Raw genomic sequence first — 23,996 nt, 5'->3', positions numbered from 1 at the left:
CATAAATACGAAGTCAACAATTTTTAAACATACAATTTTAACCATGTGAAATATAAACGCTAGCAGCTTACACAAGCACGACTTTAAGAGCGGCCAGAAGCATCAATCCAGGTACTCCTAGAACGGATACGGTTCCTACCGTGTAGATGTTAATCGGCAGTTCGAACCGGGAATATCCGCTTAACAACTGTACACCATAAAGCAGAAATGCAGCCACTACAACATGTACACCGATGCTCGAAAAAATTTTGCGGGCGCCCGGCTGGCGAACCAACAAAACCAGCAGGGCTCCGGCCGACAAAGCAAGCATTCCCCATACGGCCGTTTTCATCCCCGCACCTCGGCAGTAATATGATAAGCGGACGTCACGTTCAGCTTTTTAGCTTGCCTGAGCAGCATTTCGTAGCGTTTTTCCGCCGCTTCTACCGCATAGATGGCATAATCAATCTCGTCTTTTTCCAATGCGTGCTCGAAATGGTGCTGCGCCGTTTTCCACTGCGAATGAGCCAATCTGATCTCGGCCAGCAGCTCCTGCTTGTCCTGTTCGGCTGTTTTTCGGGTCCCCCGCTGAAACGAGAATGCACTCTTCCTCAGGTCATTCATGCCTTTCCCCCCTGTACTCATAATCGCCATGAGCTGTCGCTTTTACTATCCTATGGAGAGGAGGGGCCTGATTAGAACCTGTCCGAAAACAAAAAAACCGCCTTCAAAAGAAGGGCGGCCAACTATTATTTTCAATCAAGAATGCAGTGCAAACCAAGAAGAGAGCTGCCTAAATCTCCCTGCGGCCTTCAAGCGCCTTGGTAAGCGTCACTTCATCCGCATACTCTAAATCTCCCCCGACAGGAAGACCATGCGCGATACGGGTCACCTTGAGGCCGAAACCTTTAACCAGCCTGGAAAGATACATGGCCGTAGCTTCTCCTTCTATATTGGGGTTGGTTGCCAGAATCATCTCTTTGACCTGCTCGTCTCCGAGCCGCTTCAATAGTTCGGCAATGTGAATCTGATCCGGTCCAATGCCCTCCATGGGAGAAATGGCGCCGTGCAGAACATGATAATAGCCGTCGAATTCTCTCGTCCGCTCCATCGCAACCAGATCCTTCGGCTCCTGAACCACACAGATAACGGATGCATCACGGCTCTTATCCTGACAGATGCGGCACGGATCGATATCTGTGATATTGCAGCAGACGGAACAGTAGTGCAGATTGCGTTTGACGTTCACGAGCGCCTTGGCAAAATCAAGCACGTCTTCTTCCTTCATTCGGAGAACGTGAAAAGCCAGACGTCCGGCTGTTTTGGGGCCGACGCCGGGCAAGCGTGTAAATGCGTCGATTAGTTTGGAAATCGGTTCTGGATAATGCAACGCCGGGTTTCTCCTTTTTGTAAATAAAGATGGAAAAAAGGCTTCTTACGAAGCCCTTTACCTTAAAACAGACCGGGAATATTCATTCCGCCCGTAAATTTGCCCATATCTTTGCCAGCCAGTTCTTCCGCTTTGTTAAGCGCATCGTTCACGGCTGTCAGAACAAGGTCTTGCAGCATTTCGACATCGTCCGGATCGACCGCTTCCGGCTTAATGGCGATTGCCGTCACTTTCTTATGCCCGTTCGCAGTGACCGTAACTACGCCGCCACCGGCCGTTCCTTCGACGGTTTTGCTCCCGAGTTCTTCTTGGACTTTCAGCATCTGTTCCTGCATTTTCTTCACTTGTTTCATCATTTGGTTCATGTTATTCATATTCCCAACTCCTTCGTCTTAATGGGGCTGATCCCTTATTCATCCTTAATGCTCACCAGGTCTTCGCCGAACAGCTTGATCGCCTCGTCCACCCACGGTTCTTTGTCCGGTTCCGAGTCTTCGGCTTGCAGCGTCATTTCTTCCCTGGCAGGCTCGGAGGCGCCTTCGCGGGCTTCCTTCCATTCTTTCTGCATGACGGTCGCCAGCTTAAGCGTTTCTCCGAGCGCTTCGGAAATCACTTGCTCAATCAGCTGCTTATTGGCCGGTTTCTCTGTCGTGTCACGGTGCATAGCGCTTTTGAAAGCCACCAGAACCGTGTCTCCGTGAATGGCGACGGGCTCTCCGTCCACCAGCCAGGCATGAACGGTGATCTTCCGTTCCTTGACCATAGCCAGAATCTGCGTCCACTTGCCGAGCAAGGCCCGGGTATGATGGCTTTCGACCGCGGACGTGAAATCGTCCAGCCGGACCGAAGCCTTGCGCACCGCAGCGTTAGACGAACGCGGCGCTACCGGAGACCGGGCCGGCTGCTGCGCTCCCGCAGCGGGGACTCCCCCTTGCATCAGCTTGGCAAGCTGCTCTTCCAGCTGCTGGATTCTGCGGGTGAGCTGGGACAGGGCTTCCGGTTCCGGCTCACCCGCCGAGCGCGAAGCCGGCGGAGCCTCAGCCGGGCGGCTCCCGCCTCCCGAAGCGATCGCTCCGCATGCTTTCATAACCGCGACTTCCAAGATCGTCTGCGGCTGCACGGAGTACTTCATCTCGCTTTGGTACTGATTCAGCACTTCGATGATCGCGATAAGCTGATCGGTCCCGAAACGGGACGCAACCTGATCCAGCCTGGCGACATCGAAAACGCGTTCCGTCAGCACGGACGAATCCGGAACGAGACGGATCATCAGAAGATCGCGGAAATAATGGATCAGGTTCTCCATACATTTATCCGCGCTCTTGCCTTCCTGCATAAACTGATCAATCAGTTCGAGTGCGGCGCCGATATCCTGCTCCTTCATGCTTCCGACCAGTTTCTCAAACTGATCCGATGCCAGACCGCCCGTCATGGCGACCACATCGCTTGCGGCAATGGTTCCCACGGCAAAAGAAGATGCCTGGTCCAGCAGGCTTAAGGCATCCCGCATCCCGCCTTCCGACAGGCGCGCAATATAGTGAAGAGCCTCTTCTTCGATAGCGATGTTCTCTTCACGGCACACGTAGGCAAGCCGCCCGACTTGTTCTTCCATCGACACGCGGCGGAAATCAAACCGCTGACAGCGGGAGATGATAGTAGCGGGAAGCTTGTGAGGTTCCGTCGTAGCCAAAATAAAGATAACGTGAGCCGGCGGCTCCTCCAACGTCTTGAGGAGGGCGTTGAAAGCTTCCGTGGTCAGCATATGGACTTCGTCGATGATATATACTTTGTACCGAACTTCCGTCGGTGCATATTTCACTTTGTCCCGGATGTCGCGAATCTCTTCCACACCGCGATTCGATGCGGCGTCGATTTCGACGACGTCCATGACTGAGCCCTGGGAGATCCGGATGCAGGCTTCACATTCATTGCACGGTTCTTCGGCAGGCCCGTGTACACAGTTAACGGCTTTGGCCAAAATCTTGGCCGCGCTCGTCTTCCCTGTACCGCGGGGACCGCTGAATAAATAAGCATGGGTAAATCTTTGTTCACGCAGAGAATTCTGCAGCGTCTGTACGATCGGCTTCTGGCCGACTAACTCCCGGAACGCTTGGGATCGCCAAGTCCGGTATAAAGCAATATGTGTCATAGGTTTACTCTCCAATAATTCGTTCTGAATTATTGAACCCATTATACTATAACCCGGGCGGGAATAAAACTCGGAAAGCGCGGGAATCAGGTACAGGGGATGCTGACAGTGAAGGTCGTTCCGTAGCCCTTGGACGATACGCGTATATGACCGCCCATATCGTGGATAATCCGTTGGCAGACCGATAGTCCGAGTCCCGTTCCTTCCTCTTTGGTCGTAAAGAAAGGATCGAATATTTTATCGATGACATAAACCGGGATTCCCGGGCCTGTATCGTGCACTTCGATATTCACGAATCTGCCGTCGGGATCGAGTCTTTCCACTATGGTCAAGGTGCCTCCATCCGTCAGCGCCTCAATGCCGTTTTTGCATATATTCAGAAAAACCTGCTTTAAAAGCTCCTGGTCGGCGATAACGGGCGGCAGTCCGCTGGATTCTTCGTAGTTCATGTGCACTTTATGTAGAATCGCCTCGTTGTTGATGATCGGCAGTATTCCTTTGATTACCGTGGAAACGTCGATTTTCTGCAGCAGAACGTTCTTCGGCTTGCCGAGGAGAAGAAATTCGTTAACCAGTTCGTTTACCCGGTTAATCTCATCCAGCATGACATCGATATAACCCTGCTCTTTGGCCATATCCTTGGATTCGAACGTTTTCTTAAGCACCTGCAAAAATCCCTTAATCGACGTTAACGGATTTCTGATTTCGTGAGCCGTACCCGCGGCAATCTGTCCGATCATGGCCAGGCGGTCGCTGCGCTGAACCTGGGCCTCGAGAGACCGCAGGTTGGTCACATCTTTAAAAATAATGTAAGCGCCAACGATTTGATCTTCATTGTCCCTCAGTAAGTTGGAATCCAGCAGCAGTTCGTACCGTTCTTGATTGTTCATCCAAGATACCGCATGATTCCTTACGATTCTGCCGTCCAGAAGACTTCTCTCAACAAGCCGGTGTTCCGGAGGGACTGAAGCAAAGATATCTTCTATTCTTTTGAACAGGATGGATTCTTTATGAAAGCCCAGCACCCGGCAGGCCATATCGCTAATATCCACGAGCCGGAATTCGGTATCTATGAGCAGAACGCCCAAATTGACATCCCTCAGAAAGGTACCCGAGAAACGCTGAAGCAAATTTTGTTCCGAGACTTCCTCCAGGTCGTCGAGCAGAAAGAGGTAATGAGGCTCACTGTTCACTTCCGCAAACAGCATGCTGCATTTCTGCAGCTGAATGAACCCCTGGCTGTCTTTGACGATCGCGATAGGATATTTGGCGTCCGTCTTGTCGCTGCCCATATCGAAATGCCGGCTATAAAAACAGTCAACCGGTTCAGGAAGTTGGATGACCTCCGAAAAAGGCGCCATTTTCATATCCTCCGCGGTATATCCGGTACGTTTCAAAAATGGCTCGTTTGCGTACACCATCTCATTGTGAGCATTGGCTACAATCAAACAGCCCTTGAACATTTCTTCCAATCTTACTCCCAGCTCAGCTGCGGAAATGAACACCCCTATATGATGAAGGCTGGCATCCAACATTTGTCCTTCCCCCTCTTTATAACAGCTTTAAGCCGAAAGACTGCGAATGTTTACCTATTCTCTCATTTTTAGCATTTTCCTTCTATTGGAAAACAAAAATCGACGAACTGTCATTTTTATGTAGAAAAAGAGAACGCAAAAAAGCCTTCCGTTGCCGGAAGGCTCGTTTTTTGTAATCTTATATAAGGCCGTGCACCTGTTATTGATAAAGCGATACGAGCGTACCTTTATCGTTAGCTCAAGTTAGGCAACCCCTCGGCACATGGGCGGTCCTGCTTACGGCTGCTTCCTTCCGGACCTGACCGGGTTCACTGGTGCTCATTGCGAAGGACCCGACTCTCAACACCACGTGTAAAGGCCAGACCTCACATCGACAGTACCTCTAACAGGGATTCAACCCCGCTACAGCGGATTGCGGGCAACAGGGCACCGCTACCTCCCCGTCTAGCACGGCAAAAATAAGTATAGCCCATTGTGAAGCAAAGTGCAACTCCGGGGAGAAACTTACCAAAAGACAGCGATATGATCCTGGAATAAAAGCGTTTTTCTACCGTTTAACGGTAACGATAAACCGGTATCTCGGCAATTGCGTGTGCAGGTCCTGTTCGGCCTGTGCCCGGATCGCGGCCGCTTTCTCCGGCGGAGTCCCCCGCGGGACGGAAAGCTTCACGTAACCGATCGGACCCTTAAACTGAAGTTGAGTGTCCACAACGCCTTTCAGCCGTCCCAATACCGACAGAGCGATGTCAGAGTCGACCTGGTAAGTGTGGTAGCCCGGGTTTAACGCCAGGTTCGGATTTGCGCTTGTCGTGCCCAAATATCCGTCACTGGAGTAATTGTACGCTTTCGGACCGGCGGGCTGACCCGGACTGCATCCGGTTATGGCTGCGGCCGTCACAAGAGCGGCCAATAAGCCTCCTGCGGACCGCTTGACAATAACGTTTCCCAAAGCAAAAACCCCCCTTGGTATCCTACTTCGTGCAAGGCACGCTATTAGGATGACCCGGGGGGATTGTGTTATGCAATCCGAATTGAGGAAAAGCCTCGAATTAGATACCGTATTTCTTCTTGAACTTGTCCACACGACCGCCGGCATCAATAAACTTCTGTTTGCCGGTGAAGAACGGATGGCAGTTGGAGCAAATCTCTACGCGAAGGTTCTCTCTAACAGAACCGCTCTCGAAAGTATTGCCGCATGCGCAAGTTACCGTTGTTTCGTGATAGTTGGGATGGATCCCTTGTTTCATTCCCATTCACCTCTTTCCGCCCTGGATCTATTCGTCGAACCAGAGTTATGATGACACATAAACTCATTATAGCATGAGTGTATCTTTTATTGCAATGGGGTTGTTCAAGCCCGCTGGGCACGGTCGAAGAAAGCCGGTATATGCGTGTACGAACCGATTACCACATCGGGCAGTTCCTCACGATAAATCTCCAGCATCTGCTTCATACCCAGAATGTCTCCTTGGGCTTTCGGAATCAGATTCAGATAGCTCTCGGGATCGATATTGAGATTTCTCATCTGGATCAGACGCAGTCCGGTTCGGCGCACAAATTCGATCATCGCTTCCACTTCTTCTTCGCGGTCGGTAACACCCGGGAAAATCAGATAGTTGATCGATGTGATGACGCCTTTGCTTGTAGCGTATTTCAGCGATTTTTCGACGTTGGCGAGCGTGTAGCCCCGCGGCTTGTAATACGCGTTATAGTGATCGTCGAGAGCGGAGATGGTGCTGACCCGCATGAGGTCAAGTCCCGCGTCTACAATTCCGCGGATATGGTCGCTTAAACCGGCGTTGGTATTGATATTGATATAGCCCATATCGGTACGGCTGCGCACTTCGCGCATCGCCTCGATAATGAGTTTGGCCTGAGTGGACGGCTCACCTTCGCAGCCTTGACCGAAGGAAATAATGCTGTCCGGCGTCTTAAGATGCTCCAGCATGACTTCGGCGAGTTCTTTAGCCTGCGGCTTGAAGTTCATCCGTGTCTGCGGAGCGGGAAAACCGCTGTCGTCGGGTTGTTCCGAGATGCAGCCGAAGCAGCCTGCGTTGCAGGAGAAAGAAACCGGCACCGCGCCTTCCCAGCGGTTCAGGAAGGTATTCGACGCGGTCAGGCATTCGTATTCCAGCGCGCATTTGGACAGATGCTCGTACAGGCGGTTCTCCGGATACCGGGCGCGCAGCTTTTCAACGCTGACCTCCAGCTCGTCCGGATCGCAGTTGCGCGGGTTCCACGGTTCCGGATCGTCGCACTGCTCCGCGGCGACGTAGAAGGCCCCGTCTTTCCACACGACGGCCGTATAACCGAATAGAGGAAACTTCTCCTCTTTATCGGTTTTCACGTAACCGGGCAGCATAAGTCGTGTAAAACCCTGGGGCAGAAGCGCGCCAACGGCCGCATACTCCCCGGGCAGGACTTCCATTTCGCCCGTTTCCGTGTTTATCCCGACCGCTCTCGTATGAGGCAGACTTACCAAAGTCGCCCCCTCCGGCAGCGGGATCAACTCTTCTTCCAATAGTTCCACAATCTGATCGGCGCTCCGTCCGAGCGCTTCGTAATCGGGATGATCGAATACATTGCCGGACGGGTCCGCATAAACCACATTCATTGTCAGGTACTCCTTTGAATGGGAGATGGAAGCGAATTTTTCAGCAACCTATACTTAGGAAGCGGAATTTTTCATTTTCCCTTTACCCAGCGTAACGTTCCCGTTGTTGGTCTCCAGGGAATCCAGAAATTCCTGATTCGTCTTCGTCTCACCCAGTTTCTTGATGAAAGCTTCCGTATATTCATAAGTATCGTTCATGCTCTTACGCAATCCCCATACCTTCTCAAGTTCTTCCTTGGTAAGCAGACTTTCTTCGCGGCGCGTGCCTGAACGGCGGATATCGATAGCCGGGAATGTACGGCGTTCCGCAAGTTTACGGTCCAAATGAAGTTCCATGTTCCCCGTGCCTTTAAATTCTTCATAAATGACGTCATCCATACGTGATCCCGTTTCGACGAGCGCGGTGGCCAGAATGGTCAGACTGCCGCCTTCTTCGATATTCCGGGCGGCACCGAAGAAACGCTTCGGACGATGGAACGCGCCTGGATCGATCCCCCCCGACAATGTGCGGCCGGACGGCGGAACAACGAGGTTGTAAGCTCGAGCCAAGCGGGTAATGCTGTCCAAAAGAATGACGACATCCTTCTTATGTTCCACAAGACGCTGCGCCCGTTCCAGAACAAGCTCCGCTACCTTGATGTGATTTTCCGGCAGCTCATCGAAAGTGGAAGCGACAACTTCCCCTTTAACGGAACGCTGCATATCGGTCACTTCTTCCGGACGTTCGTCGATCAGAAGAACGAATAGCTCAATCTCCGGATAATTCGTGGAAATGCTGTTCGCGATTTCTTTGAGAAGCAAGGTTTTCCCCGCTTTCGGAGGCGCAACGATCAGACCGCGCTGTCCGAGACCGACGGGTGCCATAAGGTCCATGATTCTCGTCGAGAGCTTCTCGGGAGACGTTTCGAGAACAACCTTCGTCTGGGGATACAGCGGCGTGAGAGCCGGGAAGTGCAGACGTTCGGAAGCCGTGTCGGGGCTTTCGCCATTGACGGCTTCCACATGCAGAAGTCCGAAATAACGCTCGTTCTCTTTCGGCGGACGACATTTTCCAGAGACAAGATCTCCTGAGCGGAGGTCGAATTTACGGATCTGGGAGGCAGAAATGTAGATGTCCTCCGTACTCGGAAGGTAGTTAATCGGACGCAGGAAACCAAAGCCCTCCTGCAGAACCTCCAGAACTCCTTCCATAAACATGAGGCCGCTTTCCGCCGCCTGGGCCCGCAGAATGGAAAAGATGAGCTCTTTTTTCTTAAGCTGCCCATAGTATGGGATCTGATATTTTTTGGCGAGCTTGTAAAGCTCCGTAAGCTTGAGTGCCTCCAACTGCGCGAGGTGCATATCCATTCTATTCAACCACCAAACTAGTAAGTTATTAATTCCACAAAACTAAAAAGCTAGTACCCAGTGTTGCCCTAAGGCCGCTTTCTTATTCCGGGCCTATTCTTCGCCGTTCTCGCGCCATACTTCCGCGCCAAGTAGAGTCAGGTTGGCAACAAGATTGTCATAACCGCGGTCAATATATTCCACGCCTGTAACCTCCGTAACATCGGACGGCACGGTAAGACCCGCAATAACCAAGGCTGCGCCTGCCCGCAGGTCGCTTGCTTTCACTTTCGCCGCACTTAGCGTACCACCCTCGATGATGGCTGTCCGGCCCTCTACTTTGATCTTGGCTCCCATGCGGACCAGTTCAGGCACATGCTTGAACCGGTTGCTGTAGACAAGGTCCGTCAGCATGCTCACACCGGTGGTCTGCGTAAGCAGACTCGTCATCGGGGATTGAAGATCCGTCGCAAAGCCGGGATAAACCAGCGCTTTTACATCTATACTGTCGTAAAGAGCACGACCCACCACGCGAATCGACTCATCCATCTCGTGAATTTCAACACCCATTTCCTGCAACTTGGCCGTCATGGCCTCCATGTGCTTCGGAATAATATTATCTACCGTTACGTCTCCTCGCGTTGCGGCTGCGGCAATCATGTAAGTCCCCGCCTGGATACGGTCAGGGATAATGGAGTGACGGCAGCCGTGCATCTCGTCTACCCCTTCGATGCGGATCGTTTCCGTACCGGCTCCTTTGATTTTCGCTCCCATGGAGTTGAGGAGTGTTGCTACATCTATAATTTCAGGCTCTTTGGCCGCATTTTCAATCAAAGTGAAGCCTTTGGCACGGGAGGCGGCAAGCATGATGTTGATGGTTGCGCCTACACTGACCATATCCAAATAAATTTTGGCTCCGCGGAGCTGTTTGGCCCGAATATGCAGCGAGCCGTTCTCATTCGAAATTTCGGCACCCAGCGCCTCGAACCCTTTGATATGCAAATCAATCGGACGCGGCTCGAAATTGCAGCCGCCCGGCAGACCGATTATGGCCTCGCCGAATCTTCCCAGCATGGCTCCCATAAGATAGTAGGAGGCTCTAAGCTTCTTTACGTTGCCGTTGGGCATCGGCTTGCTCTTCATGGCGCTCGGATCGATAATCATCTGCTCGTTGTTCCATTCGATGGAAGCCCCGAGTTCGCTAAGAATTTCTGTATAGATAGCCACATCGCTGAGGTGCGGCAAATTGTCCAAGGTAACCGTCGATTCGGCGAGTATCGCGGCGGGTATTAAAGCAACGGCACTGTTCTTGGCCCCGCTGATTGTTACTGTCCCTTTGAGCGGACGTCCGCCTGCGATCATTAATTTTTCCATAATGCGTTATCTTCCCCCTGCTTCCGGTAGATAGCTTAGCTGCTTAACTACAATTTGTAAAAATATCAAAAGTGAACTGCTGGAACAACTAGAAGCAGCTCGTGTTTGGCTGCATACAAAATAGAAGGCCGCCCGCTAAATCGGGGGCTGGCTCCTGGATAGAAATCAAGTGTACATATCTAAATAAAACGCAGTTTACGCGCGTTGTCAACTTTTAAGGGAGTATGGGTCGTCTGGGATGGATACGGAACCTAAAATAGAAGAGAGAAATGCATCCGTTAAGATGCATTTCCCGTCTCTGTCTCTATCTGAATCGGTATTAAGCTTGGTTAGCGCTGCCGAACAGTTGAATTTTGGATTTCACGACTTCAACCATCGCTTTGCGTGCTGGGGTGAGGTATTTGCGAGGATCGTATACTTTAGCGTCGGCACCGAGAACTTCACGGATAGCGGCTGTAGCGGCCACTTGGTTCTCCGTGTTCACGTTAACTTTGCCTGCGCCTGCTGCGATCGCTTTCTTGATCATTTCGTCCGGAACGCCGGATCCGCCGTGAAGAACGACAGGAATCGGGATCGCCTGCGAAACTTTCTCGATGATGTCAAAGTGAATGTTCGGCTCGCCTGCATACATGCCGTGTGCAGTTCCGACCGCGATTGCCACACAATCGACTCCGGTTTCTTCGTAGTAGCGGATCGCTTCTTCCGGCTTAGCCAGGTTAGCATCAGCTTCGTCTACGGAGATATCATCTTCAACGCCGCCGATCGTTCCAAGCTCGCCCTCAACGGAAACGCCCATTGCGTGCGCGGCTTTTACGACTTCTTTGGTCAGGCGTACGTTCTCTTCATAAGAGTAGTGGGAACCGTCGAACATAACGGAGCTGAAGCCGGCACGGATACACTTCATGGCCACTTCAAAAGAGCTGCCGTGGTCGAGGTGAAGAGCAATCGGAAGGCCGGACTGCTTGGCAGCCGCTTCCGCGATCGCTACCGTGTATTCGATCCCCATATACTTGAGCGCGCCTTCGCTGACACCGAAAATGAACGGAGAGTTCAGCTCCATAGCCGCTTCCGTGATCGCTTGGGCAAACTCCAGGTTGTTCATGTTGAACTGGCCTACCGCAAATTTGTTTGCTTTAGCCTTAGGTAAAAATTCATTCATTGAAACCAATGGCATGATTTCTTCCTCCTACTGTGTGTGTTGGCTTGATCGTTTTTAAGATGCGCTGCCGCTCTTTTTGTCATACGGTGTTATTATAGCACACTCCCTGACAAAACGTAACCGAGCCTGCCGGGTGACGTGAAAGTTTTCACAAAAAAAGGACCCCTTGCAATCAGGATCCCAGCGGTGTAGTTTCTATCAACTGCGTATGAACAGCCAGTCGCAATTCGTCGATATCGAACGGTTTTGTAAAGTGCATGATGGCCCCGAGCTCCGTGGCTTCTTTGATCATATCCAGCTCTCCGTAGGCGGTCATCATGATGACCTTGATGGAGGGATCGATACTTTTGACGTGCTTCAGAATATCTAAGCCGTCCATGCCTGGAATTTTCATATCCAGAAGGACCAGATCGGGAGAATGCGTTTTAACAATCTCCAAGGCGGTTTTGCCGTTAGGCGCTTGATAGGTCTCGTAACCCTCGTTACTGAACACTTCCATAAGAAGCATCCGGATTCCATTCTGATCGTCCACGATTAGGAATTTTTTACTCACGGGAAAGCCTCCTTCCACAAGCTTAAGGCTGAGTTCCGAATATGAACTTTGCAGCCGTGCGAACTCGAACTCCCCCCTACTTCGCTATTGACTTGCCGATTTCCTCCCTGCCATCCGGAAGAATAAACAAATAAGTAAAAAAAAAGAAAAATCCCGGCTATTACGCCCGGGATTCTTGCTTATAGGTAAAGGCTGCTTTCACGAACTCACGGAAGAGCGGCTGCGGACGGTTCGGACGGGACGTGAATTCCGGATGGAATTGAACGGCCAGGAACCAAGGGTGGTCCGGAAGCTCGACGATTTCGACCAGACGGCCGTCCGGGGAAGTACCGGAGATGCGCAGTCCTGCGGATTCGATCATTTCGCGGTATTCGTTGTTAAACTCGTACCGGTGACGGTGACGTTCGTACACCAGCTCGTCGTTGTAGCACTGCATGGCCAGGGAACCTTCCGCCAGTTTGCAAGGATAGAGTCCCAGACGCATCGTTCCGCCAAGGTTCTCGATATCCTTCTGCTCAGGCAGCAGGTCGATCACCGGGTACGGCGTGACCGGGTTGATCTCGGAGCTGTTGGCTCCTTCCAGGTTGGCAAGCGCGCGTGCATACTCGATCACCGCGACTTGCATGCCCAGGCAGATGCCGAAGAACGGAATCTTCTTCTCGCGCGCATGACGGATGGCGATAACCTTGCCCTCGATACCACGGTCTCCGAAACCGCCCGGAACGAGGATGCCGTCCACGCCGCCGAGAAGCTCGTCCACGTTGTGATCGTACACTTCTTCCGCGTTGACCCAGCGGATCTTCACTTCGGCTCCGTTGTCGATGCCGGCATGGCCCAGAGATTCCACGATGCTGAGGTAAGCGTCATGCAGGGCGACATACTTGCCCACGATGGCGATCTCGGTCGTTTCTTTCAAGCCTTTGACACGCTGGACGAGCTGTTCCCACTCGGTCATGTCCGGCTGCGCCGAGCCGCCGAGTTTCAGGTGGTTGACGACGATATCGTCAAGTCCCTGCTCTCTGAGCATCATCGGCACTTCGTACAAGGTCTCGGCGTCCAGGCATTCCACGACTGCCTCCGGGTCCGTGTCGCAGAATTGGGCGATCTTGCGCTTCATGTCTTCCGTAAGAGCATGCTCCGTACGGCAGACGATCACGTGCGGCTGGATACCGAGGCTGCGCAGTTCTTTTACGCTGTGCTGGGTCGGTTTCGTTTTGACTTCGCCCGCGGCTTTGATGTAAGGAATCAGGGTGACGTGAATGTACATCACGTTCTCGCGGCCAATGTCGCTCTTGATCTGCCGGATCGCTTCGAGGAACGGAAGGCTCTCGATATCGCCCACGGTTCCGCCGATTTCGGTGATCACTACATCCGAACCCGCTTCGCGGCCGGCACGGAACACGCGGTCCTTGATTTCATTTGTAATGTGAGGAATAACTTGTACCGTTCCGCCCAGGTATTCGCCTCTGCGCTCTTTGGTAATAACGGAAGAATACACTTTACCCGTCGTTACGTTGGAGTTCTTAGAGAGATTGATGTCAATAAACCGTTCGTAGTGACCCAGATCGAGGTCCGTCTCGGCGCCGTCGTCCGTTACGAAAACTTCCCCGTGCTGGTAAGGGCTCATCGTCCCCGGATCGATGTTAATGTAGGGGTCAAACTTCTGGATGGTCACTTTCAGACCCCGGTTTTTGAGCAAGCGGCCCAGAGAAGCCGCCGTGATGCCTTTACCGAGCGAGGAAACGACACCCCCGGTTACAAAAATATACTTAGTCATCTGAGAACTCCTTTCGAGCATATCTAAATTCTTGGGTGCATAAGGTTCGCCGTACAAAAGTGGGGGACCGAACGCCTGAGTGCCTGCCGCATATGCGGCAGTCCAAGAAAACGGCCGGTCCCTTCTAGGCTTCCACCAAAACCTCCGGGACATCAAATAATGTCCCTGAAAAAACAAAAAAAGTGACACCCGTGGTATACGGGGCACTTTTTATATGGCGTAAATTTGGTCGTTCTTTTTAAAGCCCATGCAATAGTTTACTAAGAACGACATCCTCTGTCAAGAACCGCCGCGATGAATTATTTATCCTTCTCGTCGTCGGCCTCGAAATCTTCATCGTCGTCGGAATCGTCTTCGGATTCTTCATCCACTTCTTCGTCGAGTTCGGCGTCTTCCAGTTCTTCGTCCAGCTCTTCTTCCTCGAAGAATTCGGATTCTTCCTCTTCCTCTTCCTCTTCTTCTTCTTCTTCGGCGTCATTCTTGTCAAACCCGTCCGCCGTGAAGGTATCGTACTCTTCTTCTTTGTATTCTTCTTCCTCGGAGTACGGATCCTCATCGAGATCGTCGTCCTCATCGTTGATGATGCGCGGACGCTTGGCGTTGCCTACGGCATCGTCCGATTTCTCGACCGGATACCAGCGCTTCAGACCCCACAGGTTTGTTCCGACGCAAGCAAAACGGCCATCGATATTAATCTCTGTATATAGTTGGGCAATGACATTCATCGTTTCGTCTTCAGCCAAGCCTTTGATTTTCGCGATTTCCTGCATCAGGTCGCGATAATAGAACGGCGTGTTGGCCGCTTTAAGCACCTCAAACGCCAGATCCACCATCGGCATTTCCGCGGCTTTTTCCGGCTTGATTTTCAGTGTGTACGGGCTACTCATTTGTGGCACTTCCCTTCACCGTATTAACAATACTTTAACTACCTTATCCCATTTCATCCTTAAGTAAAACCTATTTTATGTAAAAATGCAACTCCCGCCCGCCTGTCCTCCGAAACAAGAGTAAAAGCGAAGGTTTCCCTCCGCTTCCCGACTGTATCCTGCGATTACGAACGAATCGGCGATCCGCCCATCTCCGCCCCTTGAAACCGAGAGATCTTTCACCTCTCCCTTTATGTTATGTAGGCAGAAGCACGTTGACACGGCACTGAACCTATTTATTTGGAAAGAGGCCTTATTCTCAGTCGGGCCCCCCGACCTGTACATATAATATGCCAGAATCGCACCTTCGGTTTATGGGAGGAATGGGGCTTTGGACTCGAAACGATTGCTCATGATGCTGCATGAAGAAATCCAGGCATCGCAGGGGGAGCGCCGGCATATCATTCTTTTCCAGAGCGATCGGGATTACCGGCAGGTCACCGAGCTTATCCGCCTGCACAAAGATACGCATTCCAGCCTATCCTCCGTCTATGATCTGAGACTGATCCGGGGGATCTCTTGCCCTATCCGTAACCGCGCGGAATTGATTAAGCATCCCGCCGTTCTCTCTATTGAAGAGGACACGTCCATAAATATCCAGCTGCGGCCCAGAAAGACAGTAAAGACATCGGAAATCGTCGAAAAAACGTCCGAAGGCTCTCAGTTTATCCCCTGGGGCATCCAACAGATCAAAGCGCCGGACGTATGGAAAAACGCCAAAGGAAGCCGCATCACGATCGGTGTTATCGACACCGGCATCGACTACTACCACCCGGACTTGCAGGCCTCGGTCGCCCGGGGCATCAACCTGCTCAACCGCAGCCAGCCCCCCTATGACGACAACGGACACGGTACACATATAGCCGGAACCATCGCCGCGGCGGGACGGTTAGGTATTACCGGGGTGGCTCCAAAGGCCGTCATCCACCCGGTTAAAGCATTCGACATGAACGGGAGCGCGTTCGTTTCGGACATTGTGGCGGGTATCGACTGGTGTGTGCGCAGCGGCTTGGACATCATCAACATGAGCTTCGGGATGAAAACGTACAGCCGGGCGCTGGAGGAAGCGGTGATAAACGCCTATCAATCCGGCACCATCGTCGTCGCTTCATCCGGCAACGACGGCAAAGGGGCCGCGATTGACTATCCGGCGCGTTTTCCGAGTGTCTTCTCCGTAGGAGCGACGACCAAGGTCAACAAAGTCGCTCCCTTCAGCAACCGCGGCAAACGCATAGACATTTATGCGCCGGGAGAAAGCATCTATTCATGCTGGCTGCACGGCAAGTACAACGAGCTCAGCGGCACCTCGATGGCGACGGCGCATGTGAGCGGTGTCATCGCGCTTATGCTGTCGGTTAGGCCCTCCCTGCGGCCGCAGCAGATCAAGCAGATTCTCCGGCGAAGCGCAACGCCGCTTACGAAAGCGAAGCAGCCGGAAGGCACGGAAGCTCCCGGCCTCATCCATGCGAGGCGGGCCATAACCGCCCTGCTCAAAACAAACAAAACCTGACGCCGCTGAAAAGCGTCAGGCTTTGTTTGTTTTGGTGCACCCTCTGCACGCGGCCGCCGCCCCGCCCGCGGAAGCGCCGCGCGCAAGAAGCGGCTGCAAGCCATGTGCGGGGAAACCCCGCGGAGCAGGATGAGCGCATGCTTGCGGCCGCAGAGCGGACGATGCCGCCGCCGGAGCCTACATCCGGTCCGGAGCGGATACGCCTATGACCGCCAGCACGTTGGCGATAACGGTGCGCAGCGCGCCCAGCAGCGCCAGGCGGGCCTGTGTCTGCTCCGCATCCTCGGTGATCACGCGCTCCGCTCTGTAGTAGCTGTGGAACAGCCCGGCCAGATCGTACACGTAGCGGATCAGGCGGTGGGGCGCATACAGCTCGGCCGCGACGGCGACTTCCTGCGGAAGCTCGCCGATTTTGCGCAGCAGCTCGTACTCGGCTTCCGTAGAAAGCTGGGACAGGTCCACCTGCGCCAGCCCGCGCAGCTCCACTCCCTGCTCTTCCGCCTGCCGGAAGATGCTGCAAATCCGTGCGTGTGCATACTGCACGTAGAACACGGGATTCTCGTTGGACTTGGAGATCGCCAAATCCATGTCGAAATCAAGATGCGAGTCCATGCTGCGCATCGTGAAGAAGTAACGGATGGCGTCGACGCCGACTTCGTCCATCAGGTCTTCCATCGTGACCGCTTTGCCGGTACGCTTGGACATTTTCACTTTCTCGCCGTTCTGGAACAGGCTCACCATCTGGGCGATAAGCACCGTCAGACGGTTCGCATCGTAGCCGAGCGCCGTCATGGCCGCTTTCATACGCGGAATATAGCCGTGGTGGTCCGCTCCCCAAATATTGATAAGCTCGTCGTAGCCGCGCTGGAATTTGTTGCGGTGATAAGCCACGTCCGGCGTCAAATACGTGAAAGAACCGTCATTTTTGATCAGAACACGGTCCTTATCGTCACCAAGCTCTGTCGTGCGCAGCCAGGTTGCTCCGTCCAGCTCGTACACATAACCGGATTCGCGGAGTTTGCCGAGCACGTCGTCGATCAGGTTATTTTCATAAATCGAGGTCTCGGAAAACCATTCGTCAAACTTAACGCCGAACCGTTCGAGATCCCGCTTGATTTTATCGAGTTCTTTTTTCAGCCCGTACTCGCGGAAATAAGCCAAACGCTCGTCCTGTCCGAGTTTGGTGAGACGATCGCCCTCTTCGGCCGCCAGCTCGCCGGCGAATCCTTTAATATCTTCGCCGTGGTAGCCGTCCTCCGGCATTTCGGCATCCTGCCCGAGAGTCTGCAAATAGCGCGCTTCGATGGATTTGGCCAGGTTGTTGACCTGGTTGCCCGCATCGTTGATGTAATATTCACGCGTAACGTTGTAACCCGCAAGAGCCAGCACGTTGCACAGAGCGTCGCCTACCGCCGCGCCGCGGGCGTGTCCGAGATGCAGGGAACCGGTCGGGTTCGCACTGACGAACTCCATCTGAACCCTGCGCCCTTGCCCCACGTTCACTGCACCGTAGCGGTCCGCCTGTTCCGCCACTTGCGCAAGAATCGGATAGAGGTAGCTTTTGTCCATACGGAAATTGATAAACCCGGGGCCCGCGATTTGAACTTCCGCGATCTGGGCTTTCTCTTTGTCGAGTTTCTGGATCAATTGTTCCGCAATCGCGCGCGGGTTCTGCTTCGCGATCCGGGAAAGCTGCATGGCCAGGTTCGTTGCAAAATCACCGTGAGCCTTATCTTTCGGCACTTCCAGCACAATCTCGGGAAGCTCCGAAGCCTGTACGAGCCCCGCTGCGACCGCGGCCTCGCCTATCGTTACTTTAAGCGTTTCTTTTACCTGCTCGAGCACATTCATCTTACATCCTCCTGAATCGTTAACGATAATGTATATAAACCGGCACGTTCCTCGCCTACATACAGGTCGTAGCTCCAATCAATGACGCCGATGCCTTCCTGGAGATTCCGGACGTACGTCCGCGTGCGGGTTTCGATAGGGATAGAGCCCTCGGGCATCCGGTACCAGCCTGTCCGGGAATGACCCGCGACAAACGTCTGCTCGGATCCGATCTGCCCTTTTCGCGTGATCTTAAGCTCCTCGGGACCCGCTTTTACCATCGTCGAGGTGCTGCCCATTTCTTCGGATGTCTCCTGGTAGAGGACATATACTTTCCCCTCCCGGATGTACAGCTCTCCGCGGGCTTCCTGTATGATCGATTCTTGTCCGGCAACGCTTGTTATGCGGATACGGACGTTTTTCTTGTTGGACATGACCCGAACGCTCCGTTCTTTCTTGACTGCGCCCTGCCGCTTCCGGGAATTTATCGGCCAAAACCGTCTTCCCGCCCGTGCGGCCCGGCAAAAAGCAAAGTTAGCTCTAAGTGTATAGTATCATACGGGTATTTTCAATGGATCATTGCAGCCGCCGCCCAAAGCCTTTATTCGCCGGCACCGTCGCACGCGAAATCTCCGATGAGTAAAAATCCCCCAGACACAAGGCCTGGAGGACGGGATTACGCATCGTATGTTGTTGACGATTAAAAGTTATTTCACCAGACCCAGCAAAATCTCGCGGATCAGCTTGGCCGCTACGATCTGCGTCTGTTCGGACGGATCGTATACCGGGGCCACTTCAACCACGTCGGCGCCCACGATGTTCAGCTCGGAACCTGCGATAGCGTGAACAGCCGCAAGCAATTCTTTGCTTGTGATACCGCCCGCTTCGGCCGTGCCTGTGCCCGGCGCTGCGGACGGATCGAGCACGTCGATGTCAATCGTCAGGTAAACCGGACGGCCCGCAAGCTCCGGCAGCACCTTCTTGAGCGGCTCCAGAACTTCGAACGGGTACAGGTTCAAGTTCTTGCGCGCGTACTCGAACTCCTCGCGCATACCGGAACGGATGCCGAACTGGTACACGTTCTTGCCGCCGATAAGCTCGGCCGCTTTGCGGATCGGCGTCGAGTGAGACAGCGGCTCGCCTTCGTACTGCTCGCGAAGGTCGGCATGCGCGTCGATGTGAATGAGCGCCAAATCCGGGTACTTCGCGTACACTTCGCGGATGACCGGCCAGGACACGAGGTGCTCGCCGCCCATACCGAGCGGGAACTTGCCGTCGCTCAGAAGGCCGCGAACGTATTCGCCGATGACGTCGAGACTGCGTCCCGCGTTGCCGAAAGGCAGCATCAGGTCGCCGGCGTCGAAGTATTTCACTTCGTCGAGGCTCTTATCAAGATATGGGCTGTATTCTTCCAGCCCGATGGAAACCTCGCGGATACGGGCAGGGCCGAAACGGGAGCCCGGACGGAAGCTGACCGTGTAGTCCATGGGCATTCCGTAAAGTACGGCACGGGAGGACGCGTAGTCCTCAGAGGCGGCGATAAAAATGTTGCCGGAGTAAGCTTGGTCTAAACGCATGCGGTCATCGCACCTTTCTGTTCGGAAACGGTCCTTATTTTACGAGATCTTCAACGAATTTAGGCAGGGCAAACGCGGCCTTGTGGAGGCGCGGCGTGTAGTATTTCGTTTCGAATTCGGGAATCGAAGCTTCTTCGACTTGAAGCGGGTCGTATTTTTTGCTGCCCATGGTGAACGTCCAGAGACCGCTCGGGTAAGTCGGAATATTCGCGCCGTATACGCGGACGATCGGGAAGATTTCGCGAACGTCGCGGTTAACCGTTTGAATCAGGTCCGCTTTGAACCAAGGGTTGTCCGTTTGCGCCACGAAAATGCCGTCTTCTTTAAGCGCATCGTAGATGCCTTGGTAGAAGCCTTTCGTGAACAGTTCCACGGCCGGACCGACAGGCTCGGTGGAATCCACCATGATCACGTCGTATGTATTTTTGTGATCGTGGATATGCATGTAACCGTCGTTGACGATGACTTCGACACGAGGGTTGTCCAACTCGCCGGCAATCTCGGGAAGGTATTTCTTCGAATACTCGATTACTTTGCCGTCGATTTCAACCAGAACGGCTTTTTCCACTTTCGGATGCTTGAGCACTTCACGAATAACGCCGCCGTCGCCGCCGCCTACCACAAGAACGTTCTTAGGGTTCGGGTGGGTAACCAGGGCAGGATGCGCAACCATTTCATGATAGACGAATTCGTCTCTTACGGTCGTCATAACCATGCCGTCCAGAACGAGCATGCGGCCCCATTCAGCTGTGTCGATCATGGCCAGATCTTGAAAATCGGTTTTCTCGGTCACCAGCGTTTCTTTAATCTTGGCGGTGATGCCGAAGTCTTCCGTCTGTTTCTCGGTATACCAAAGTTCCATATTCCCAGCCTCTTTTCTTAAGTATAGTGATGTAAGGAGTGCATGCGGACAAGCCCGGAAATGAGACCGACCGCTCCATTATTTCGTACTGAATAGTATCCTCATCATTGTACCACAAGCGGGTAAATCCATGCGCGGAATGAGCCTTGCGCCTTGAGGGTTTGCACGCACAAATTGTATTATAGAGGATTGAACCCGAAATGCAAGAAATTTGCAGGACGGACGGGCCGTTTTACGAAATTTTAGGAAGCGGAAGGGATAATGCCTGAATAGGGGCCGGAAAGCTTTTCCATACTGTGTAATAAGCCGCTATTATTTATCCTAAGCTTGCGCTTGAATCCGTTAGGCCCGACAAGAAAGGAGAGTGAGTGACTCTTGGCCGACGACCAACAGAACGAACCCGAAAACAATGCCGCTCCCGACAAAAAGCCGCCAGGTCCAGCGGACAAGAACTGGCCTCGCCGTTTAAAACGGGGATTCACTTTCTCCTTTACGACGTTCCTGGTCCTGTGCGTACTGGGAGGGGTGTTCCTTCTCTACCTGCGCTCACAGGCGCTTCCGGTCACGAAGGTGCTCCAGACGTCCCAAATTTTTGACGTTAACGGAGCTTTAATCGATACGCTGGATTCCGGCCAGAACCGCAAGATCGTGCCGATCAGCGACATTTCCGTGTATGTGGTTAAAGCAACGCTCGCGATAGAAGATCAGAACTTCTACAGTCATCCGGGCTTTGATGTCAAAAGCATTGCGCGCGCAGCCATCGTCAATCTGAAAAGCATGTCCAAGGTGCAGGGGGCCGGGACGATTACCCAGCAGTTGGCACGGAACTTGTATCTGAATCATGACCGTACCTGGACGCGCAAAATCAAAGAAACGGTGTATGCCGTGCAGATGGAGATGCAGCTGACCAAGGATCAGATATTGGAAAGCTACCTGAATCAGATTTACTACGGCCATTCCACGTATGGAATCGAGGCGGCTTCCCAACTGTTCTTCGGCAAGCATGCCAAGGACTTGTCCCTGGCCCAGAGCGCGATGCTCGTAGGCGTTCCGAAAGGGCCGAAATTTTATTCGCCCTACTATAACATGGAGAATGCGATGGACCGGAAAAACGTCGTGCTCCAGACGATGGCGAAGGAAGGCTTCATTACCCAGCAGGAAGCGGACGCGGCCAAGCAGGAGAAGCTGACCGTTCAGCCGCTGGTGGAGAAGAAACCTTCCCAGGCCCCGTACTTCCGCGACTATATCAAAACGCTGGCCGTGCAGAAGCTCGGCATCACGGAAGATCAGTTCGAGCAGGGCGGCCTGAACATCTACACGACGCTGGATCTGAAAGCGCAAAAAATCGCGGAAGAGCAGATGGCCAAGCAGTTGCCCAAAGAAAGCGAGATTCAGGGCGCTCTGATCTCGCTCGATCCGCGGACCGGCTACGTTAAAGCGATGGTAGGCGGCAAGGATTACGGAGCGAATCAGTTCAACCGCGTGTTTGCGACGACCCGCCAGCCGGGCTCCTCCTTCAAGCCGTTCGTCTATCTGACGGCTCTGCAGAACGGCTTTACGCCGCTCAGCACGGTCCGGAGCGAACCGACCGTCTTCAAATACGACGAGGGCCGGCAGTCTTACACGCCCCGCAACTACAATGACCAGTACGAGAATGCGGACATCGACATGCGCCGGGCGATCGCGAAGTCGGACAATATTTTCGCGGTCGATACGATTCTGAAGGTCGGCCCCCAGAAGGTCATCGACAACGCTCGGAAATTCGGCATTACGGGCGATCTGAAGCCGCTGCCCTCCCTCGCGCTGGGCACTTATCCGGTCAGTCCGTACGAGATGGTGGCCGCCTTCTCGGCCCTGGCCAACCAGGGAGTCCGAGTCGAGCCGACGGCCATTATCAAGATCGAAGATATGGCCGGCAGCGTCCTCTACCAGGCTGCGCCGAAAAGCGAACGCGTCGCCGACGCCGCGCCCGCTTACGTGCTCACCCATATGATGGAGAGCGTATTCGAGGAGGGCGGTACCGGCAGCCGGGTGGCCGCCACGATCAAACGGCCCGTCGCGGGCAAGACGGGCACGACCGACACCGACGCGTGGATGGTCGGCTACACGCCCGAGCTGGCCACCGCCGTCTGGGTCGGCTACGACAAAGGGCGTGCGATCAACACGGCGGAATCGCATCTCGCTTCGCCGATCTTCGCCGGCTACACCGAAGCCGTCCTGGAGGCGATTCCGCCTAAGCTCTTCCCGGTGCCGGAGGGAGTCACGACCGTCTACATTGATCCGAAGAGCGGCAAGCTCGCCAATGAAGACTGTACGACCGGCGCGCGCAACGAGGCGTTCCTTTCCGGCACGGAGCCGAAGGAGTACTGCACGAACCGGGCTGCCAAAGGCAAAGGGTTCGGCAGCGGAGCGCGCTCCTGGTGGGAAGATATGAAGCGCTGGTGGAACGAGTAGCAGGAGCGGCAGCTCAGCGGCCGTGAGCCGGGCTGGAACACGCGCTCGGGAATTCGCTCGCGGACGTTGAGACAGCTCCCTGCGAAGGCCAGGCTGAGTATTTTCCGGTGATGCTGATCCTTTCCCGGTAAAACAACAAAAAAGCAGATGCAAGCCTAGCGCTCGCATCTGCTTTTTTTGTTTTCCAGCCGGATTAAAACCGGACGGTCAGGATTTGTGTTCAGCTTCTTTCGAGGCTTGAAGCGCCTTCTTTTATTGAAGTTTCTCCAAGCGACGAAAGCCCTTTTACAGGAAATAACCGGTCGAGCAGTTATTTATATCCAACGCAAAAAGGCAGAACTAAGCGTCCTTAGTCTGCCTTTTTGCTGTCCTAGTATATGAGTGTAACATACACTAGTGTTAGTATACCCGCTTCCCCTGGGTCTCACAATCCATGACACAATTTGTACACATTTAATGAGAGGCTAGGCAAGCGCCTGTTTAAGCTCCTCGGAAGAGTGGTTCCACCATTCCTCGTTATGTTCGATCAAAGCCTTGCGCAGCGCGGATTTTTCCGTTTCATCCAGACCTTCCACCATGATCTTGCGCTTCATTGCGGCGTCCATCCGGTTCACGTGATCGGCTAGGATTTTCCAGCCCTTGCGCGCTTCCGTATCGATCAGCATCTCGCAAGCCGTCACTCCGCCGTAGGAAGTTCCTTCCGGAGAGCGGTCCACGGCCACCCATACGATCCAGCAGCGGCGTCCGTCCGGGACGTCTTCTTTGTTCGTCGAGAATTTAATCCGCTTCTCCACCTGGCTCTTCGCGTGCAGCGCGCCCATGTCGAGATAAGCTTCGTCCCCGTCGAGGATAAGGCTGGATACGTTGCTCAGATCAATCGAACCCGCTCCGAATCCTTTGTGATTCACCTTCGTGCTGACGATATTCAGCGCCGCCGGTTTTTTCTTCGGTTCTTCTTTATGGGAATCCATGAAAGGCACC

The 23,996-nt window shown here is 53.5% G+C and carries 22 protein-coding genes and 1 other RNA gene; 2 read left to right on the top strand and 21 right to left on the bottom strand.

What is annotated here, in order from left to right:
* Nucleotides 1-67: 67 nt before the first annotated feature.
* The 16 genes from PCH01S_RS27320 to rpoE all read right to left on the bottom strand — a co-directional run bounded on the left by PCH01S_RS27320 (nt 68) and on the right by rpoE (nt 14,743).
* Entirely contained in the window at nt 68-331 is a 264-nt protein-coding gene (locus PCH01S_RS27320; RefSeq protein ID WP_042235226.1) for a pro-sigmaK processing inhibitor BofA family protein, read from the bottom strand.
* Nucleotides 328-603 (bottom strand): DUF2508 family protein, encoded by a 276-nt coding sequence (locus PCH01S_RS27315; protein WP_042235223.1) that lies wholly within the window; start codon nt 601-603, stop codon nt 328-330. The genes PCH01S_RS27320 and PCH01S_RS27315 overlap by 4 nt, the downstream gene beginning before the upstream one ends.
* Before the next feature lie 169 nt (nt 604-772).
* Nucleotides 773-1,369 (bottom strand): recombination mediator RecR, encoded by a 597-nt coding sequence (gene recR / locus PCH01S_RS27310; protein WP_042235221.1) that lies wholly within the window; start codon nt 1,367-1,369, stop codon nt 773-775.
* 62 nt (nt 1,370-1,431) lie between these two features.
* Nucleotides 1,432-1,743, bottom strand: a complete 312-nt coding sequence (locus PCH01S_RS27305; RefSeq protein WP_009671602.1) for a YbaB/EbfC family nucleoid-associated protein — start codon at nt 1,741-1,743, stop codon at nt 1,432-1,434.
* 35 nt (nt 1,744-1,778) lie between these two features.
* Entirely contained in the window at nt 1,779-3,518 is a 1,740-nt protein-coding gene (gene dnaX / locus PCH01S_RS27300) for a DNA polymerase III subunit gamma/tau (protein ID WP_042235218.1), read from the bottom strand.
* 86 nt (nt 3,519-3,604) lie between these two features.
* Entirely contained in the window at nt 3,605-4,981 is a 1,377-nt protein-coding gene (locus PCH01S_RS27295; protein WP_255246871.1) for an ATP-binding protein, read from the bottom strand.
* A 260-nt stretch (nt 4,982-5,241) separates the two neighbouring features.
* An RNA gene (ffs, locus tag PCH01S_RS30030) (signal recognition particle sRNA large type) lies at nt 5,242-5,506 on the bottom strand.
* 94 nt (nt 5,507-5,600) lie between these two features.
* The gene (locus PCH01S_RS27290; protein ID WP_042235213.1) at nt 5,601-6,002 is read right to left on the bottom strand and encodes a hypothetical protein; all 402 of its coding nucleotides are present in this window, start codon (nt 6,000-6,002) and stop codon (nt 5,601-5,603) included.
* A 100-nt stretch (nt 6,003-6,102) separates the two neighbouring features.
* A complete protein-coding gene (gene rpmE / locus PCH01S_RS30025) occupies nt 6,103-6,300 on the bottom strand; it encodes a 50S ribosomal protein L31 (RefSeq protein ID WP_016423669.1) in 198 nt (65 codons plus the stop codon).
* Between the two features lie 104 nt (nt 6,301-6,404).
* Nucleotides 6,405-7,667 carry a radical SAM protein gene (locus PCH01S_RS27280; protein ID WP_042235209.1) on the bottom strand — a complete coding sequence of 421 codons (1,263 nt, stop codon included), beginning with the start codon at nt 7,665-7,667 and terminating at the stop codon, nt 6,405-6,407.
* Between the two features lie 54 nt (nt 7,668-7,721).
* The gene (gene rho, locus PCH01S_RS27275; RefSeq protein WP_009671576.1) at nt 7,722-9,014 is read right to left on the bottom strand and encodes a transcription termination factor Rho; all 1,293 of its coding nucleotides are present in this window, start codon (nt 9,012-9,014) and stop codon (nt 7,722-7,724) included.
* Nucleotides 9,015-9,107: 93 nt separating this feature from the next.
* Nucleotides 9,108-10,367 (bottom strand): UDP-N-acetylglucosamine 1-carboxyvinyltransferase, encoded by a 1,260-nt coding sequence (locus tag PCH01S_RS27270; RefSeq protein WP_042235207.1) that lies wholly within the window; start codon nt 10,365-10,367, stop codon nt 9,108-9,110.
* Nucleotides 10,368-10,686: 319 nt separating this feature from the next.
* Complete coding sequence (gene fba / locus PCH01S_RS27265; protein ID WP_009671622.1) at nt 10,687-11,541, bottom strand: class II fructose-1,6-bisphosphate aldolase; 855 nt, start codon at nt 11,539-11,541, stop codon at nt 10,687-10,689.
* A gap of 157 nt (nt 11,542-11,698) precedes the next feature.
* On the bottom strand, nt 11,699-12,079 hold the full coding sequence (locus tag PCH01S_RS27260) for a response regulator (RefSeq protein ID WP_042235205.1): 381 nt from the start codon (nt 12,077-12,079) through the stop codon (nt 11,699-11,701).
* 160 nt (nt 12,080-12,239) lie between these two features.
* The gene (locus tag PCH01S_RS27255; RefSeq protein WP_009671614.1) at nt 12,240-13,856 is read right to left on the bottom strand and encodes a CTP synthase; all 1,617 of its coding nucleotides are present in this window, start codon (nt 13,854-13,856) and stop codon (nt 12,240-12,242) included.
* A 299-nt stretch (nt 13,857-14,155) separates the two neighbouring features.
* Nucleotides 14,156-14,743 carry a DNA-directed RNA polymerase subunit delta gene (gene rpoE / locus PCH01S_RS27250; protein WP_042235203.1) on the bottom strand — a complete coding sequence of 196 codons (588 nt, stop codon included), beginning with the start codon at nt 14,741-14,743 and terminating at the stop codon, nt 14,156-14,158.
* A 370-nt stretch (nt 14,744-15,113) separates the two neighbouring features.
* Here rpoE and PCH01S_RS27245 point away from each other — a divergent pair, with 370 nt between their 5' ends.
* Nucleotides 15,114-16,292 carry a S8 family peptidase gene (locus PCH01S_RS27245; RefSeq protein ID WP_042235200.1) on the top strand — a complete coding sequence of 393 codons (1,179 nt, stop codon included), beginning with the start codon at nt 15,114-15,116 and terminating at the stop codon, nt 16,290-16,292.
* A 177-nt stretch (nt 16,293-16,469) separates the two neighbouring features.
* Here the strand turns inward: PCH01S_RS27245 and argS are convergent, their stop codons facing one another.
* From argS to speE, 4 genes are all read right to left on the bottom strand, one after another.
* Nucleotides 16,470-18,143 (bottom strand): arginine--tRNA ligase, encoded by a 1,674-nt coding sequence (gene argS, locus PCH01S_RS27240; protein WP_042235198.1) that lies wholly within the window; start codon nt 18,141-18,143, stop codon nt 16,470-16,472.
* The gene (locus PCH01S_RS27235) at nt 18,140-18,556 is read right to left on the bottom strand and encodes a YwiB family protein (RefSeq protein ID WP_042235196.1); all 417 of its coding nucleotides are present in this window, start codon (nt 18,554-18,556) and stop codon (nt 18,140-18,142) included. Before PCH01S_RS27235 ends, argS begins: the two co-directional genes overlap by 4 nt.
* Nucleotides 18,557-18,829: 273 nt before the next feature.
* Entirely contained in the window at nt 18,830-19,699 is an 870-nt protein-coding gene (speB, locus tag PCH01S_RS27230; RefSeq protein ID WP_042235193.1) for an agmatinase, read from the bottom strand.
* A 34-nt stretch (nt 19,700-19,733) separates the two neighbouring features.
* Nucleotides 19,734-20,561, bottom strand: coding sequence for a polyamine aminopropyltransferase (gene speE, locus PCH01S_RS27225; RefSeq protein ID WP_042235191.1), 828 nt, complete (start codon nt 20,559-20,561; stop codon nt 19,734-19,736).
* Nucleotides 20,562-20,936: 375 nt separating this feature from the next.
* Between speE and PCH01S_RS27220 the strand changes: the two genes are divergently transcribed.
* A complete protein-coding gene (locus PCH01S_RS27220) occupies nt 20,937-23,015 on the top strand; it encodes a transglycosylase domain-containing protein (RefSeq protein WP_042235189.1) in 2,079 nt (692 codons plus the stop codon).
* A gap of 464 nt (nt 23,016-23,479) precedes the next feature.
* Here the strand turns inward: PCH01S_RS27220 and PCH01S_RS27215 are convergent, their stop codons facing one another.
* Entirely contained in the window at nt 23,480-23,986 is a 507-nt protein-coding gene (locus PCH01S_RS27215) for a YwhD family protein (protein ID WP_042235230.1), read from the bottom strand.
* Nucleotides 23,987-23,996: the final 10 nt, after the last annotated feature.

This window comes from Paenibacillus chitinolyticus NBRC 15660 (genome assembly GCF_000739915.1).
GTDB lineage: Bacteria > Bacillota > Bacilli > Paenibacillales > NBRC-103111 > Paenibacillus_F > Paenibacillus_F chitinolyticus.
This window is presented reverse-complemented; position numbering and strand designations above follow the sequence as displayed.

Excerpts from the sequence above, each read along its gene's own strand:
- PCH01S_RS27320 (WP_042235226.1), bottom strand. The coding sequence starts at position 331 with ATGAAAACGGCCGTATGGGGAATGCTTGCTTTGTCGGCCGGAGCCCTG.
- PCH01S_RS27315 (WP_042235223.1), bottom strand. The coding sequence starts at position 603 with ATGAATGACCTGAGGAAGAGTGCATTCTCGTTTCAGCGGGGGACCCGA.
- PCH01S_RS27305 (WP_009671602.1), bottom strand. The coding sequence starts at position 1,743 with ATGAATAACATGAACCAAATGATGAAACAAGTGAAGAAAATGCAGGAA.
- dnaX (WP_042235218.1), bottom strand. The coding sequence starts at position 3,518 with ATGACACATATTGCTTTATACCGGACTTGGCGATCCCAAGCGTTCCGG.
- PCH01S_RS27295 (WP_255246871.1), bottom strand. The coding sequence starts at position 4,981 with ATGTTCAAGGGCTGTTTGATTGTAGCCAATGCTCACAATGAGATGGTG.
- rpmE (WP_016423669.1), bottom strand. The coding sequence starts at position 6,300 with ATGAAACAAGGGATCCATCCCAACTATCACGAAACAACGGTAACTTGC.
- PCH01S_RS27280 (WP_042235209.1), bottom strand. The coding sequence starts at position 7,667 with ATGAATGTGGTTTATGCGGACCCGTCCGGCAATGTATTCGATCATCCC.
- rho (WP_009671576.1), bottom strand. The coding sequence starts at position 9,014 with ATGGATATGCACCTCGCGCAGTTGGAGGCACTCAAGCTTACGGAGCTT.
- PCH01S_RS27270 (WP_042235207.1), bottom strand. The coding sequence starts at position 10,367 with ATGGAAAAATTAATGATCGCAGGCGGACGTCCGCTCAAAGGGACAGTA.
- fba (WP_009671622.1), bottom strand. The coding sequence starts at position 11,541 with ATGCCATTGGTTTCAATGAATGAATTTTTACCTAAGGCTAAAGCAAAC.
- PCH01S_RS27255 (WP_009671614.1), bottom strand. The coding sequence starts at position 13,856 with ATGACTAAGTATATTTTTGTAACCGGGGGTGTCGTTTCCTCGCTCGGT.
- rpoE (WP_042235203.1), bottom strand. The coding sequence starts at position 14,743 with ATGAGTAGCCCGTACACACTGAAAATCAAGCCGGAAAAAGCCGCGGAA.
- argS (WP_042235198.1), bottom strand. The coding sequence starts at position 18,143 with ATGAATGTGCTCGAGCAGGTAAAAGAAACGCTTAAAGTAACGATAGGC.
- PCH01S_RS27235 (WP_042235196.1), bottom strand. The coding sequence starts at position 18,556 with ATGTCCAACAAGAAAAACGTCCGTATCCGCATAACAAGCGTTGCCGGA.
- speB (WP_042235193.1), bottom strand. The coding sequence starts at position 19,699 with ATGCGTTTAGACCAAGCTTACTCCGGCAACATTTTTATCGCCGCCTCT.
- speE (WP_042235191.1), bottom strand. The coding sequence starts at position 20,561 with ATGGAACTTTGGTATACCGAGAAACAGACGGAAGACTTCGGCATCACC.
- PCH01S_RS27215 (WP_042235230.1), bottom strand. The coding sequence starts at position 23,986 with ATGGATTCCCATAAAGAAGAACCGAAGAAAAAACCGGCGGCGCTGAAT.